Origin of the sequence: Marimonas arenosa (assembly GCF_030848945.1) — a bacterium.
In the GTDB taxonomy this organism is placed as follows: domain Bacteria; phylum Pseudomonadota; class Alphaproteobacteria; order Rhodobacterales; family Rhodobacteraceae; genus Marimonas; species Marimonas arenosa.
Map to the genome: position 1 here is coordinate 283,490 of NZ_JANHAX010000004.1, position 15,014 is coordinate 298,503.

The 15,014-nt window shown below is 53.1% G+C and carries 19 protein-coding genes; 11 read left to right on the forward strand and 8 right to left on the reverse strand.

Annotated elements, in window-relative coordinates; genetic code table 11:
- Positions 1 to 483 precede the first annotated feature (483 nt).
- Positions 484 to 810, reverse strand: coding sequence for a DUF6626 family protein (locus tag NO357_RS14635; RefSeq protein WP_306736438.1), 327 nt, complete (start codon positions 808 to 810; stop codon positions 484 to 486).
- A 422-nt stretch (positions 811 to 1,232) separates the two neighbouring features.
- A complete protein-coding gene (locus tag NO357_RS14640; protein ID WP_306736439.1) occupies positions 1,233 to 2,096 on the reverse strand; it encodes a hypothetical protein in 864 nt (287 codons plus the stop codon).
- 109 nt (positions 2,097 to 2,205) lie between these two features.
- Here NO357_RS14640 and NO357_RS14645 point away from each other — a divergent pair, with 109 nt between their 5' ends.
- From NO357_RS14645 to NO357_RS14680, 8 genes are all read left to right on the forward strand, one after another.
- Complete coding sequence (locus tag NO357_RS14645) at positions 2,206 to 3,015, forward strand: hypothetical protein (protein ID WP_306736440.1); 810 nt, start codon at positions 2,206 to 2,208, stop codon at positions 3,013 to 3,015.
- Between the two features lie 71 nt (positions 3,016 to 3,086).
- Positions 3,087 to 3,827, forward strand: coding sequence for a replication factor C small subunit (locus tag NO357_RS14650; protein WP_306736441.1), 741 nt, complete (start codon positions 3,087 to 3,089; stop codon positions 3,825 to 3,827).
- A 202-nt stretch (positions 3,828 to 4,029) separates the two neighbouring features.
- The gene (locus NO357_RS14655) at positions 4,030 to 4,656 is read left to right on the forward strand and encodes a hypothetical protein (protein ID WP_306736442.1); all 627 of its coding nucleotides are present in this window, start codon (positions 4,030 to 4,032) and stop codon (positions 4,654 to 4,656) included.
- A 324-nt stretch (positions 4,657 to 4,980) separates the two neighbouring features.
- Positions 4,981 to 5,439: a hypothetical protein gene (locus NO357_RS14660; RefSeq protein WP_306736443.1), complete on the forward strand. Its 459-nt coding sequence runs from the start codon at positions 4,981 to 4,983 to the stop codon at positions 5,437 to 5,439.
- Positions 5,432 to 5,764, forward strand: coding sequence for a DUF3768 domain-containing protein (locus tag NO357_RS14665; RefSeq protein WP_306736444.1), 333 nt, complete (start codon positions 5,432 to 5,434; stop codon positions 5,762 to 5,764). The genes NO357_RS14660 and NO357_RS14665 overlap by 8 nt, the downstream gene beginning before the upstream one ends.
- A gap of 91 nt (positions 5,765 to 5,855) precedes the next feature.
- Positions 5,856 to 6,227 carry a cupin domain-containing protein gene (locus tag NO357_RS14670; protein WP_306736445.1) on the forward strand — a complete coding sequence of 124 codons (372 nt, stop codon included), beginning with the start codon at positions 5,856 to 5,858 and terminating at the stop codon, positions 6,225 to 6,227.
- 41 nt (positions 6,228 to 6,268) lie between these two features.
- Entirely contained in the window at positions 6,269 to 7,690 is a 1,422-nt protein-coding gene (locus NO357_RS14675) for a DUF2779 domain-containing protein (protein WP_306736446.1), read from the forward strand.
- Positions 7,691 to 7,935: 245 nt separating this feature from the next.
- Positions 7,936 to 8,502, forward strand: coding sequence for a tyrosine-type recombinase/integrase (locus tag NO357_RS14680; protein ID WP_306736447.1), 567 nt, complete (start codon positions 7,936 to 7,938; stop codon positions 8,500 to 8,502).
- Here the strand turns inward: NO357_RS14680 and NO357_RS14685 are convergent.
- From NO357_RS14685 to NO357_RS14705, 5 genes are all read right to left on the reverse strand, one after another.
- On the reverse strand, positions 8,462 to 8,842 hold the full coding sequence (locus NO357_RS14685) for a hypothetical protein (RefSeq protein WP_306736448.1): 381 nt from the start codon (positions 8,840 to 8,842) through the stop codon (positions 8,462 to 8,464). The genes NO357_RS14680 and NO357_RS14685 overlap by 41 nt on opposite strands.
- 15 nt (positions 8,843 to 8,857) lie before the next feature.
- Positions 8,858 to 10,105 carry a tyrosine-type recombinase/integrase gene (locus NO357_RS14690; protein WP_306736449.1) on the reverse strand — a complete coding sequence of 416 codons (1,248 nt, stop codon included), beginning with the start codon at positions 10,103 to 10,105 and terminating at the stop codon, positions 8,858 to 8,860.
- Positions 10,106 to 10,183: 78 nt separating this feature from the next.
- Complete coding sequence (locus NO357_RS14695; RefSeq protein WP_306736450.1) at positions 10,184 to 11,002, reverse strand: class I SAM-dependent methyltransferase; 819 nt, start codon at positions 11,000 to 11,002, stop codon at positions 10,184 to 10,186.
- A gap of 133 nt (positions 11,003 to 11,135) precedes the next feature.
- Positions 11,136 to 11,732, reverse strand: a complete 597-nt coding sequence (locus NO357_RS14700) for a 2-hydroxychromene-2-carboxylate isomerase (protein ID WP_306736451.1) — start codon at positions 11,730 to 11,732, stop codon at positions 11,136 to 11,138.
- Positions 11,733 to 11,771: 39 nt separating this feature from the next.
- Entirely contained in the window at positions 11,772 to 12,059 is a 288-nt protein-coding gene (locus tag NO357_RS14705; protein WP_306736452.1) for a DUF1330 domain-containing protein, read from the reverse strand.
- Positions 12,060 to 12,160: 101 nt separating this feature from the next.
- Here NO357_RS14705 and NO357_RS14710 point away from each other — a divergent pair, with 101 nt between their 5' ends.
- From NO357_RS14710 to NO357_RS14720, 3 genes are all read left to right on the forward strand, one after another.
- Entirely contained in the window at positions 12,161 to 12,622 is a 462-nt protein-coding gene (locus NO357_RS14710) for a hypothetical protein (RefSeq protein ID WP_306736453.1), read from the forward strand.
- A 36-nt stretch (positions 12,623 to 12,658) separates the two neighbouring features.
- Positions 12,659 to 12,877: a GDCCVxC domain-containing (seleno)protein gene (locus NO357_RS14715; RefSeq protein ID WP_306736454.1), complete on the forward strand. Its 219-nt coding sequence runs from the start codon at positions 12,659 to 12,661 to the stop codon at positions 12,875 to 12,877.
- Between the two features lie 126 nt (positions 12,878 to 13,003).
- Positions 13,004 to 13,801: a methyltransferase domain-containing protein gene (locus NO357_RS14720; RefSeq protein WP_306736455.1), complete on the forward strand. Its 798-nt coding sequence runs from the start codon at positions 13,004 to 13,006 to the stop codon at positions 13,799 to 13,801.
- Positions 13,802 to 13,989: 188 nt separating this feature from the next.
- Here NO357_RS14720 and NO357_RS14725 read toward each other — a convergent pair whose 3' ends face one another.
- Entirely contained in the window at positions 13,990 to 14,964 is a 975-nt protein-coding gene (locus NO357_RS14725) for an adenylate/guanylate cyclase domain-containing protein (protein ID WP_306736456.1), read from the reverse strand.
- Between the last annotated feature and the right edge of the window lie 50 nt (positions 14,965 to 15,014).

Genomic DNA, 15,014 nt, shown 5'->3' on the forward strand with positions numbered 1-15,014 from the left:
CAAAGTGTGGAGATATCTTGCTGGTCGCAACAGTAGGCGTCAAGTTGGGTTGGCCGCTACACTGGGTGCGGGGATGGCTTGGCCGGGCACTACAGGCGCAGTACAGACGCTGCTAGACGCCAGACAGCCGAAGGTTTCGAGTGTTCGGTGCGGCCGCATTGCTTTCCGTATTGAACGCCAGACGCAACCTCCTACGTCACGCAGTGGCGCACTTTAGCTCAAGATGTCGGGCTTTCTTGTGTTGAACGGCTTGGGCTTTGACCTCTTCTTTTGTTTAGGGCGCGGCTTTGGCTTGGTTGGTCCGGGTATCGGCAGCTGCCGGGGTTTCGGAATGCGCCACTGGCCGACAACTTCACTCACCAGCACAGTACGCTCCCGCACTATGGGGTGCTGCAAATTCACCAGGCTGAAACTGTAAGTACTTCCCTGCTGAAAACCGCGCGGCTGATTTTTGGGAACGCAGAACCCATTTCGAAGACATCATCACACAGACATCCTCTCTGGCGCTCGCCACACAGCCTGAGCCTGTCGCGCGATAGCTTGGTCACATAGGTTTTTGAGGCGATCAAAGCGCCTCACCCAAGCTTGATGGTCGGCGTCCTCGCTGTCGCGCAGCCGCTCAGCGTAGTATCCAAGCTTGTTGCTGCACACGGCCAGCGTTTCCACGCTCGGTTCGATCTGATGATAGCGCAACGTTCTGATGTAGCCTTCGCTTCGACCCAACCAGCAGCGACAAAACTCCGGTGTGTTCTGTACCGCGCCCGAACTGATCAACTCGTCGCGCAGGTGTTCAAGTAGTGTGATGCTCATAGCGTTTCCCCAAAATATCTCATGCTTACAGATATTTATCCCTGCGGAGACGCCATCTTCGGTTGCTCTAAGCGCGGGACAGACTTTAGCGTTTGCAAAAGGGAGATGCTGATGCCGACCTATTCGCCCAACATGAAACTGTGCGCCACCTGCGCCCATTGGGGTGGTGTTCGCAGAATTGATCCCACCCGCAGCTTTGTTTCAACGACTTCACGCAATGAACGTGGAGAATGCCTGGGCGGTAGTCATAACACACAGCAGACACCGGCCACCGGCACATGCTCGTCCTTCGCCAAATGGCCCACGCTGCGCAGGTAGGCTGGTCCGTTGCTGCGTGAAGACAGCGTCAACATGACCGGGGAAAACAGTGTGGTTGAAGTGTTTGGGGTAAACGGTGTGTTGGAAAGAGTGTGTTTTCGTCCCTAGCGGCCAGTCCGCAGGGGGAAACGTCCTTTGACAACATTGTCTATATACTGACGTGCGATGCGAAGGTGTCGTTGAACCGCAAGTTGTTTGCGCCGACGCAGTACCTTCTCAATGTCGTCGGATGGCAGCTTTAACAAGCTTCGGCTCGCGATCGTTTCGCCATCTACGACTTGGTTCACACGAATTCCCGCAAGGTCAGCAATCTCAGCGTCTTCGGCATCAGGGTTTGCCTTTCGAGCGTCCCATACCAGCAGGTGCTCATGCAGTGCTGAAAGCACCGGCTTGGTTTCGACCGGAAAATGAGCTGTGCTCTTCTGAGGCCCCAGCCTCAAATCTGGCAGGGGTTTTTTTCTTTTTGCAGCTCGCGTAGCTGCCGCTCTTTGGGCCCTCTCTTCGGCAGCCATCCGCTGCACCCAGATTTCTTCCTTTAGGTCTCGAAAGAGTTGTGTTGGCGGAGCAGTCAGATCAATTTCAAGATAGAGCGTATCTCTGTCGACGGGAAACCCGCGACTATCTAGCGTTGGAGCGCGTTTGAGGCGTCGCACAGGCCGCCTCTCTTCAAACAGCCAGAAGCGTTCCCCCCACCATTCGCCAAAGTTCAAGGCATGAACATCGCCGAAGGTGACAAACTCTTTGGCGCACGGCCCGTTGCCATCGTTGAGACACGTCTCTTCGTACCCTTTGTGTCTGCGCAGATACTCGTACCAGTAATAGTAGACGGAGCATTGCCAGCCCGGAGCGTCCGGAAACGGTGGCTTAACTTCTCTCAAAAAGGCCGATTTCAACCCCTCAAACGCCGGAGGGGCGAAAACAAAGTTGGCTCGGTTAACTGCTCCAAATGCTGATCCTGCAAGCTTCATTTGATGCCACATCATTTCAGATATTCATAATCAATACGGCATCATTTTTCATGAGACAACCGTGTCACCGCCACAATTCCGTGGCGTGCATGAACATAGGAGAAACAACATGCAAAATAACACTTTTAACACTTACAACGACGTAACCAACGCGCTCGACGCAGCCCGCAAAGCTCGCAAAGTTTGGGAGCAAGGCGTCTTCGCATCAAGCAACGAAAAGCTCCGTGCACTTCTCGTTTCTGCGTTCGACATCTTCCAAGCCTGCGTTGCCAACCCCGATCTCACGGGCGGCATCACCGAGTTGCTCAAGCACTTCAATCTCAAGCACAGCAAAAACACATCGCTTGAGCTGAAAATCGTGCGTCTTGTGTTCGCAGACGAAACAACGCAGCACAAACACAAGCAACGCCTGCTTTCGTACGCCCGCGTCCTGACCCTCGCACACGAGGACAATCAAACGCCGGCAACGCTCGATCAGTACATCCAAGACAAAGGCGGCATCGACGAAATTCGTCGCACCAAGTCGGGCAAGTCCAACGAACTAAAAGCACAGCAATATGCAACCGTTGCCAAAAAGCAGTTCGCAAACACGCCGGAAACGGGTCTCTTCGACGCCTTCAAACTTCCGCCCGAGCTCAAGCCAGCAAACGGCAACCGTTACAGCCTCGCGCTCGTCCGCGACAACCAAGACGGTACAGGAACCATCGTGCACGGCCTCAACACCAACTCACTTGTTGAAAAGGCACTTGAGGAAGTTGGCAAGGTAATCGCCAAGCAGGTCGGCGAGCAAGCGGCCCAAAGTCTGCTTACAGGTGCATCGCAACACCACGCCGCCGCCATTTCAGAAGCAATGCAAACCGTCAACTCGGCTTACAAACCCGAATTGTCGCTCGGAGAGCCAGTTCCCGCAGCTGAGTAATCATCACCCCAACTTTCGGGCAGCGTTTCGGCGCTGCCCGTCATCATTCCAAATTTACATGAGGCACAGACATGACGTTTCGCCAAAACCACGAACCACAATCGTTCAATGACCTGATCTTCCACGATCCTGCTGTCGAACAAGTCCTACGCGAGTATGCAGACGGGCATCGCACCAAACACCTTATACTTCATGGGCCCAAAGGCTCAGGAAAGTCCTGCGCCGCCCAGATGATCTTAAAGTCGCGTTTGCCCCATAACTTTCCTGATGCAACGACATCGCCCATCAACGGTCGCACAGACCGCAACCGTAAGGACTGGGAGATTATTTGGAGCAATTGGAATGCTCAAATCTCAAACGGGTGCCGGGGTTACACGCATTTGGATGAGATAGATCGCTACAACCTCAAACAATTGGACATGCTCGACGAGTTCTTGGAGCATGATCGCCTCGGTACACTGGTCATGACGACCAACCATCTCGAAAATCTCGATGAGTGGATTACCGACCGTTGCACCTTGGTCGAAGTCCTACGTCCAACAGGATCAGACATGATTGACCGCGCCCATGCCATCCTCCAAGCCGAGGGCTACTCATATGACCGTCAGCAAGTCGGCTCGATGCTCAGTGGGTTCCAAGGGAGCTTGAGAAAGATGGTCGAGGCGCTCGAAAATTATGTCTTAAAGCATCCGCCAAATGCCGCTGCGTCCTCCAGTGTTGCACAGTCGAAAACTCCTTCAGGTGCGCTGACAACGACTACGCTGCAACCAAAAAAGACACAGCATCTGACTGTTGGTGGGAAGACGGTTTGAGATGACGTGATCGTATCAAACACACCGATCACAACACACCAACTCCACCACACCCGAAAACACACCGTTTGCATCCTATGGAAAGGCGCTTTCATAGCGCCTTTCTTATTTGCCACCAAGACGCCGTGCGCTGCTTCGATGGCCAGCCGGAAAACCCGCCTTTTTCGTCTCGTAGATAAATACACGGGAAGGAGATTTGGCGATGATGACGGCGAAGCGCAAACGAGAACGTAAGGAGTTGGTAGCGAACTTGCTCGCACAAGACTGGAACGTGTTTGGCACGCTCAAGTTCATCAACGGTCGCACCATCGGCAGACACGGAGCAAACAAACTGCTCCACCAATACTGGAACAAAGTCGACCGCACATTCTTTGGCAATGCCGCGCATCGCCAAAAGGTACGCGTCCCGCGCTGGTGCTTTGCGCATGACGGTTCGGACAGCGAGAACTTCCATGTCCACTTTGCGCTGCTCGCCCCCATCAAAGACATCGACCATGCATGTTGCATTCTGAACGCTGTGTGGGATCAGCATCACCGGCAAACAGCACCACTGGATAAGAACTGGATCACGCCCGTTTGGGATCGATCCGAAGTCGCTAGCTATCTGACAAGGGAATACTGGCGTTTGGGCAGCGCCACACTCCTCGACGATCTGAGTTGGAACGGCACGGCTGGAGAAACGATGGCTGTGTTCGAACACGCACAACAGCAGGCACGCATACAAAGGGCAGCCAGCCCAATCTGGCTAAGGCAAGCGCAACAGGCACTCAAAGAACAGAAGGCACATTACTTGGAAAAGAACGCATTGTTTGTATGGGAGCGCAGCTAAAGCTCCTTCCGTGCAACGCACTGTAGACAGTTTGAGAGAGGATCATGCCGTAGGTATCAACCTTGGCACATCCTTGCTCAGTGGCAGCTGCTCGAACAGCAAACATCAAAGCAGATGGCTTCAAGCAACAAGCGGAGAAGAGCTTAGCGAGCAAAGATGATTTGAGCTAAAGAGAACAAGTAGAGCGTCGGCAGCTTAGGCTGTGCGGCGCTTTTTTATTAGCGTTTATAGATCCTTAAGGCTCCGTCGATGACGTCTTTTCGATCGTCCTACATGAAGTCTGACCATACGCTTTTGCTGTCAACGAACAGTAAGGAGCGACCAATGACACATCTCGCAAAACTGACATTCAAGTCGGTTACACGCAGCACCAAGAGCGATCCCATTAATGATCGGCGCGAAAAGCTCGTGGCTGCTTTGAAAGAGCAAAAGCTGGTTCATGCAGCAGCACTCAAAGGCGAAGATCATCAAGTCGAGCGATCCAAATGGATGACCAACGAGCAAGGCGAGCGCGTGTTGGTCAAAACGCAACGTCGAGTGCGCCCGTGGTTCTTTGAACAAGATGGCGGCTGGTATGTGCAGTGCCGGTATGGAGCACGTGTGATCGCCGTTGATGGCACCAACAATGCAGTGTTCGTCAAAACCCTCAAAGACGTGGGCCCTGTGCTCGATGCATTCATTGCAGCAGCTCAAGCAGGCGAACTCGACGAGGCCATCATCAAAGCAACAGAACGCAAGCCACGTGCAAAGCCGGGTACTGCGCGGGCGGCGGCGAATGCATGACGACAACGCTGCCAAAACAAGAGGACTTAATGATCAGGCTCGGCAAACCTTCACGGGTTGTCGGGTCGCGATCACACCGGGCATTCAGGCACTGGGCGAGGATGCATTGCGAGCAATCTTGCGGGCTGTTCAGCAGTACGACGACTTCTCACCGGACAACGATCCGTATGAAGAGCACGACTTCGGTGCATTCCACTACGCCGACCACCAAGTCTTCTGGAAATTCGACTACTACGACTTGGACCTCACCATGCACTCGCCTGGTGCAAGTGATCCCACGGTCACAGCGCGTGTGCTGACGGTCATGTTAGCGGAGGAATACTGAAACGCATTAGGGTTGGCAGCATCGTCCCAATCATGCCAGCAATGGGGAAGTTGGAAATTCAGCCCATTGCTACGGCAGGTCAGAAAACGCGATGTTGAAATACAAGCCCGGTGACGATGTTGGGGAGCTCGAGGATTGGCCATTCGACAACCCTCTGAGTGACTATCAAATCAAAGAGGGCAGTCCACGAGCATCGGGACGCATGGATGGAGGTGGACCCGGTCATACAACCCGCACTGGCATTTGGCGCTGCACCAAGGGCGTCTTCGAATGCACCGAACAAGGCGACGAGCTCATGACAATCCTGGCTGGTCGGTGCCGTTTGATCGACATGACCACTGGCAAGGCTACCGAGCTTGAAACGGGCGATAGCCTATTTGTGCGCGATGGCAGCCGCGTGACATGGGACATCATTGAAGATGTCACGAAGGTCTTCTTTGGCCACAAGGCAGATGGGTTCTGAGGTATCAGCAATACGGCATCTTACTGTTTGATTGGGCATTAATGCAGATTTCAAAGACTGACTTTATCCACTTCCTGAACTGCCCCAAATCCCTCTGGCTGCTGAAACACAAGCCAGATGATTACTCGCATGGCGAGTTCTCAGACTACATGAAGAAGCTGACCGCTGAGGGATATGAGGTGGAGGGCTACTTCCGCTCGCTTCTTCAGTCTCAAGCCGACGCTGAGCGTTATTCATTTCAATCGATATTTGCGACCGAGCGCGGCCTCTACGCGAAAGCAGATGCTATACGTGACAACGGTGATGGCACGATAAATCTCTATGAGGTCAAATCTTCAACGAGTGTGAAGAAAAACGGACAGCATAATCAGATCAAGGATGCGACGTTTCAGAAGATCGCAGCCGAAGAAGCAGGTCTAAGCGTATCAAAGGCCTTTATCGTACATCTCAACAAAGACTACGTCCGACAGGGCGAAATTGATCCAGGCCAGCTTCTGATATTTGCGGATGTAACAAGTGAAGTCGCTGAAGCGGAAGCTGGTACACGAGCAGAAATCGATGAAGCAGTTCAACTCTTGGGCCAGCACGAAATCGATGAAAGCTCCTGCTCGTGCCTGTGCCAGACGAAACCAAACCACTGCGACAGCTTCAGCTACTTCAACCCAACGATCCCAACGCCGTCAATCTATAGCCTGCCAAGGATCAGCAAGGCCAAGATTGATGGCTTTGTCGCGGATGGGCGCTTTGACCTTGATGAGATCGGGCTGGACGAAGTTACTGAGAAACAAACTCTCGTTCTAAGGTCTGCGCACCTAGGGCAGCCAATGATAGACCACGCGGCAATCGCGCAGTTCTTCAACAAGGCCGCATATCCGATCTACTTCATCGACTATGAGACCTACAGTTCCGCCATTCCATTGGTCGATGGCGCTCGACCTCAGGCCCCTATCCCCTTTCAGTACTCCCTCCACGTCAAACGGACGCCCGATGACATGGAGCTGCTTCACGTCGAGTATCTTGCTGAAGAAGCAGCGATGCCGCTGGCAATGATTGAGCACATGCAAAGCAATATTGGGCCAACCGGCAGTTTGGTGTCGTGGCATGCGTCATTTGAGAACACACAAAACAAGACGATGGCAAAGCTTTATCCGGAGAAAGCTGACTTCCTGCACGACTTGATCAAGCGCACTCTGGACCTCGAGGACATGTTCAAGGACGGTTACGTTGACATCGCTTTCGGGGGTTCGACCTCGATTAAGAAGGTTCTACCGATCATCGCACCCGATTTGACGTACATGGGGATGGATGTGGCAAGCGGCACTGACGCTATGGAAGCATGGATCAGGCTAATCAATATGCCGGAATGCCCTGAGAAAGCTGAGCTGCGTCAAGCGATGCTCGAATACTGCAAACTCGACACCTACGCGATGGTAAGGATTTTCGAAGAGATGGAGCGGGTCTGACCGTTTGCCTCTTCGTTGAAGCTGGCCGTCACTCGCTAGGCGCGGATCGCGCGACAGATGGCACGGGTCTCTTTGCGAGCAGAAGCACACAGTTCAAAATCTCATAGAATAAGCAATCTGTGAGATTTTCGCTTAACTCATTGAAAAATATATATATCAGGCATGGCCTGAATTCGGTCGACCATCCAAAACCTCAGACTTTACTGTTGTTTGCAGCAAAGGATTAGATTTTCGGAGGTCCTGCCATGCGCCAAGCTCAAACACTGAACGAAGCACAACTGCGTCGCGTTTTACACTACTGCCGCAGTCGTCGTCATCCGATCAGGGACCAGACAATCATCTTGGTCAGCTTCTACGCTGGGTTGCGAGCCAAGGAGATTGCGGCGCTGACAGTGAGTGACGTGTTTGATGATGAGGGCGCTGTGCGTGAGCAGTTCATCTTGCGGGCTGCGCAGAGCAAAGGCGGCAAGACCCGCACAGTGTACCTGAGCCAGCGTCTACGCCGGTCGCTCAACGAATACGGCGACACGATCCGGCTGAATGATCCAGCTCGCGCGCTGTTTGAGAGCCAAAAGGGTGGGCACTTCTCTGCCAACACCATGTGTCAGCTGTTTCTCGACATCTACAAAGCCTGTGGGTTCAAGGATGCCAGCAGCCATAGCGGGCGACGTACTTACATTACGCGGCTCGCAAACAAGGGCGTTGGGGTACGTTTGCTGGCTGAGCTGGCCGGACACAGCCATATTTCGACCACTCAGCGCTATATCGACGTTAACGCTGAGCAGCTAGCTGGCGCTGTCGAGCTGCTATGATGTCGAACCACGGCAAGCAGTGCTTTGGGATGCAGGCAATTTCAATATCACCGGCCCAATAGGCATCTTTGCCTTCTTCGCTCAGTTTTTCGTACTGCGCTTGAAACGCACTAGAGTTCGCTTGAGATGCCACCTTCGACATGGCTTCGTTGTACGACACTTTTAGAAGGTCTCTTAAATCTTCGAGCAACACTTCTTCAAAGTCGATCTGCTGCATGAGCTCTTGATGCTCGAAATATAAGGCCAGTCTCCTCAATGGTGAGTGCACGTCATTTGTAACCTCGTCACGCACCACTATCAGGTCGATTAGCGACAGAAGCTTTTCGTCTTTTTCATCCATTTGGCTTTCCTTCAATCAAGAAGCGTCGTTCGAAGGTTGTTTCGCCGCGTACTCTTCCGCTGACAACTCGTAACGCTTGCCAGTGAACATGTCCTTCTTCATCCGCGGGGTTAGGTGGCTGTAGTGCCGCTCGATCATGCCAATCGACGTGCCCATCTGCTTGGTCAATGCGTGAATATCCATGCCGTCATTAACCAACGCGAACGTCGCGTATGTGTGCCGCAAGCTGTAAAGCGTTCGATCCTGCCCGGTCTTGGGGCATTTGAGCAGTCCGGCATCTTTCAAAAACGCCTTAAAGGTCTGACGCAGGTGCTCAGTGACGGTCCCATCTGGCAAACAGAACACCGGCAAATCCAGCTTCTGCTTTAGCATCTCGTAGAAGTCGATGTCCTTGATCGCTTCAGTACGTGAGTGAATGCGCTTGAGGTAGTCGATGGTGCCAGCACGACCTATGGCCTCGTGGGGCTTGGTTTTTCCGTGAAGGTAGAACTCCACGTACTCCAAGCCGTTTTCTTTGAAGACGGTCACGTGCTTCCAGCGCAAATTCTGCGCTTCTGTGCCGTGCCGCATGCCGGTGTTGGCCAAAATCAATACGTAGTCGCGCAGCAGGTAGCGCATGTCGCGCGACTTGCCGCCTTTGCCCTTGTCGATCCAATGGGGCAGCTTGCGGATCATCTTGCGATAGTCTTCCAAGCTGAAGTCAGGACGCCGTTTTGCGCCTTCACCTTTGTTGGCGAGGATGGGTACCTTGCCCTGTGTGACAAAGCCACGAGCAACTGCTTCGGCGTAGACCTTGTTCATGGCTGAGTTGTGTGTGTTCAGCGTCGATGCCTTTGGCTCACGACCGATCTGCTCCGCCCGCCAAGCGTTGAAAGCGAGAATTCTCTCATGATCGATGTTGGTGATGAATGTCTTGCCAAAGAATGGGATGAAGTACTTGTTGAGGGCCTTGATGTAGTCCTTGAACACTTTGCGCCCTGCGCCCGCGTCCAACTGCTTCTGCATATCAGCAATTGCTAACTTGGCCACGTCTTCGAAGCGTTTGGAGACAACTGGCATATCGTGTATAGCGCGGAATTTGTAGTCGAGGTACTGCTCACGGGCGACGGTCTTGGCTTCTTCCAGATCACGCTTGCCCGTGCTGATGCGCACCCAGTGCTCGTCGATTTTGAACGTGGCCTGCCAGCGCTTGCTGTTGGGGCGCTTGTAGACCTTCACCTCCCCATCCAACAGTACATGCGTATCTGCGCCCAGCTTGGCCATTCCTGCTCCTCGATCACTTCATCACACACTAAGTTCCTGTGTTGGAGATGTCAGCCGGAAATCGAAGACCGCAGGAGCTTAGTTGGCGCGAGCGACAATCAAAGAAGCAGGTATGGGAGCTCGCCATTTGTCACCTTCGGAGAAACGACTACGCACTTTTTCGGCTACGGCTGCTTTGATCGCTGCATTGTTCGCCGCGGGCTGTTGAGACAGAAGATAGCCTCCGCGAGGAGCTCCGTTTTGGAAGATCTCAGCCAAGTCTCCAGGTTCATCCAGCACCCAAGAACAATCTAGCTGTTCTTGTTTTTCCACCTCGAACCCCGCGTCTGACAGGATCGATTTTGCCATTTCCTCGTTCGCAAACTGATGGAAATTCGGGCTATCAGGCATCGTCACAGAAGGGTCACCATGCTCCTGGACACTGCTGTAAAACACTTGGAAGACAGGGGATACGTCCGGGCCACACCACGAAGTCATGATGAATTGTCCCTTTGGCTTAAGAACCCTGCGAATTTCCGAAAGCGCCTTTGGCTGGTCGGGAACGTGCATCAAGCCAAAGCTGCAGACGACACTATCAAAACTGTCCTCCTCGAACGGCAGGTTTTGTGCATCAGCTTCGATGAAATCGCCAGTTGGGAACCTCCTGCGCGCATGCGAAAGCATCTTTGCAGAGAAATCTGCGCCGGTGACCGTGTGGCCTGCCTTTGCAAGCGCCTCGGTGACATTGCCTTGTCCACAACAGAGGTCCAGGACCCTGCTGCTATTTTCAACTTGTGACACTATGGAAGGAATGGCCATGTCACTCGCTTCAGAGAACATGGTCACGTAACCTGACGAGATTGTATTGTCAGACCAACCCTGCGTTTCCAGTTCCGCAAATCCCTCGTACGCTGCCATTTTTTGGCTCCTCCCAATTTCCTGCGTTTGATAACACAAATGCCCATTTCTCACTATGTGACTGCCAGAAACCGAGTCCTACATTGGGCTAGCTGCTAGACACGTAGGTTGCTTGTCAGATGCACACGGACATTCATTTCTCTAACGTTTGAGCCCAAAGAACCGCATCTTCTAGACGGTCATCGCCCCAAAACACTTCGCCGTCGACGACGAAGGTAGGCGATCCAAATACTCCAAGTGCCATGGCCTCTTCGGTTACAGCAGAGAGCGCATTTGCGATGCTTTCTGACTGCGCGGCAGCGATAACCTTGCTGGGATCACAGCCGATTTCTTCAAGGCTGGATGAGAGGTTTGGTTCTTCACCAGCTGGTTCGCCAGCTTCAAACCAGCGCTTGTAAGTGGCCCGAGTGTAGGCTTCGACCCAACCCTCGTTGACGCCGACCATTGCAACCTGATTGGCCAGAACCAGACCCGGCAAAGGATAAGGAGCCGGTACTTTTGGTGCCAGGCCGTATCTCTTCGCTCGTCTTTCGATGTCGCGCCACATGTACGCAGCTTTGACCGGTTTGCCCTTGAACGGGATGTTGTTTTGTTCAACCATCACGTGCCGAACATCAAAAGGCCGCCAACGAAACTTCACATTGTGCGCTCGTTCGACCTCGGGAAGACGCATGACTGTCAGATAGCTGTAGGTGCTACCGATCGAGTACCAGAAATCGATTTCTGCCAAAGTTGCTCCTCCTGACTTTGCTGTTACGGGCGTTGGCTTTTACAGGCCCTCGACGAGGATGAGGTCCGTTTCCGAAATCCTCTCTCTAACGGCACGTGCTTCTGTGTACGCATCGGACTCGTAGAAAGCCCGAGCCGCATCAATGCTCTCGAACTCAATCACGATGGCCAGCCCCTGTGCACCGCCCTCACGATGGTCTGGTGATGGGTTCCTAACCAAGACTTTCCCATTGTGCGCTTTGATGGCCGCGCCCGACAGTTGCTTGAACTCCTCAAAGGCGTCCTTGTCGTGAACACGGATGTGCGCGACCAGATATCCTTTTGCCATTATGGTCCTCCCGTATCTTGTTGCTATGCTTTGAAGGGTAACTGTAGGGCAAAGACTGTGTCTACAGCCGTTGCTAGCGAAGTATTGGAAGGGATTGAGACATGTACACAAAGCTTTTGGCCATCGTGGCGACGCTCGTTTCGAGCGCTGGCTCGGCAATGGCGGTTTCACCCGAAGCACAACAACTCATCGACCGCGCAGCTGCGGACTGCCAAGCCTTCGAGAACGGTGAGTTCGATCAAGGCGACGCCATAACTGAGATTGAACTGCGCTCCCAGTTTGGGGCCGTGTACGCGGAACTTGTGGACGAGAGCCAGTACGCATGTTCATCCGCGGCGTCGCTCTACTGTGGAACAGGTGGTTGCATGCTTAATCTCATTGTGAACGGTGAGACGATGGCGTGGCAGGCAACTGGTTGGCGGCTCATTGATTGGGGTCCCGACCGTATCCTTCTTATTGGACGTGACGGAGGTTGGTGTGGCGGCGCTGGCGCAGAGGTGTGCTATGAAGCGCTGGTTTGGAGCAACGGCAAGATATTGACTGTGGGCCCTGAACCCGAATGAGCGCGCACCGATCTTCAAAAACTCTGGCGTGACACGATGAATGATCTGAACATCATCCTTGAAAGCGAACTCACTTGCCCGAAGTGTGGACATAAGGCAATCGAGACCATGCCGACAGATGCCTGTCAGTGGTTCTACGAGTGCACATCATGCAAGGCCATGATCAAGCCGTTGCCAGGCGATTGCTGCGTCTATTGCTCCTACGGAACCGTGCCTTGTCCGCCGATCCAAGCAGGTGGGTCGTGTTGCGGCTGATCAATGTGCGTGATCCAAAACGCTGTGGGGCAGAACTGTGTTGCAGTTGCTGTAGCGTACACATCGCAGACGTTGGCCTTCCAAGTGTGCTAGTTAAGATGGCATGCGGCATAGAAGGACTGAGAATTGGTACGCGAACCATTCTACAAGGCACACTGGCGCGACATCGATCCAGAACGGATGTCAGCCTACAAGGGTGGGTTCCGCTGGGACGACGCGACCGAAGCACTCTACGAACCGGCCGGGGTCTCGGTAGGACAAAAAGTTGCAGAATTTGGCTGCGGCCCGGGCAAAATCGCCGTGGAGCTTGCTAACCGGGTAGGAAAAGACGGGCATGTTCATGCCATCGACATCAACTTAGAGTTCCTCGCATTTGCCGAACAGAATGCAGCTGAAGCTGGCGTTTCCGAGCGACTAAGTACTCATCAAAGCGATGGTGTTGCACTCCCGCTTGCTGACGGGTTGCTGGATCTTGTCACTGCACGCAACACGATCATGTACGTCGACGATCCAGTACAGACGCTACGCGAGTTTCGCAGAGTACTTCGACCAGGTGGCCTGGCACATGCTATTGACGGCGATTGGTACATGATGGTCGCTGAACCGGTTGAACATGATACTTGGCGTGCATTCGTGAAAGCCGCATCACACGCCTGCCGCAACTCAGATATGGGCAGGAAGCTCTACCGCACATTCTTAGATGCAGGTTTTGAAGACATTCAGGTGTCGATCATTGCGAACGCAGATGTGAACGGTCGTCTTTTGGGAATGGTCCGCAATATGGGAAAGTATGCCCACGAGAGCGGACTGCTTGACGGGACGAAAATCAACAACGTTGTGAAACAGGTTGAGCAGGCCCTAGCTTCTGGCTCGTACATGCTGGTGTCACCCCAGTTCATCGTGACAGGTAGAAATCCGGCTTAGAGCAGGAACTTTGGAACGGGTCCGTTTTCACCGTTCTACTTCAGTTGGCACCAACCCAATGCGTTACCCTAAACCGCGTTGGAAAACACTGTGGTCGAGAACTGTTTCGCAGTTACTGTGGGCAAACAGTGTGTTGCGAACACTATGAGAGGCATGCGAAAACGTAGCTTGGAGGTGACGACAAGAAACTACCATTCAAGTCGATAGAGTCGGTGCTCACCGTCCAGCCCTTTTAAAGCGATATTTACTGGTGAGCCAAACTCGTACTCTTTTGAATTTCCGACCATTGCTCGCGTTGCATCTGATACGCGAATTTCTCCCGGATCAGCGATAGACGCAATTCGAGCAGCCTTGTTCACAACGGTCCCAAGAAAGTCATCCCCTGCTTCTACTATGTCACCAGTATTGAGCCCAACTCTGATTGTAAGCTTCGGTTCACCATCCATGCCATCTACCGCTCTCTGGAGTTGTGCAGCTGCTTTCAAAGCACGGCCCGCTGACGTGAATATGGACATTGTTCCGTCACCCATGGTCTTCACCAAGCGACCACCGAACTGGTTGAGCAAGCTATCGACAAGCTTCAGATGATCGGAAATAAGCCGCGCCCATCGTTGGTCTCCGACAGCTTCCGCCAACGCAGAGCTGCCTACAATGTCAGTAAACATCACCGTAGCACTGCCTGACGCCTCAAGTTTGAGATCGTCCTTGGCTACCGTCGCCAAGAAATCGTCATAGGCTTTGTGCACGTAGCCAAAGACTTCTACGTTCGGCACCGGGTTTGAGTTGTGTACATGGGCGATCTTCCAAATCCCATCCTCTAGCAAGAAGACCATTGATTGGCGCAGCAATACAGGCTGGTCGGCATTCTGGAACAAAACCTCTGCCTTGGACCGAGCCCAACCGAAACTCCCACATTCCCAAGCATCTACATCAAGTGCTTTCATTACCGAAGGATCGGCTTCGCTCATATGAGCGCCGTATCCTCGTCGTAGATTATCTCCCGCCCAGTACTCTTTTTCATCTGTTCCGATGTAGCTAAGAGCATCGCTCTCTGAGAACAGATTGACCGCAGTTTTGGGCTGCTGGTTGAAGATGGCGTGAAGCCAGCGACGTACGATTGACTCCAATTCGTAAGATCGGCGTGGCGCGGCATCCATCGGCATAATTCAAAGCATTTTCTTGCTATTTCGGTGCTAGCGTATCTGCATCATGG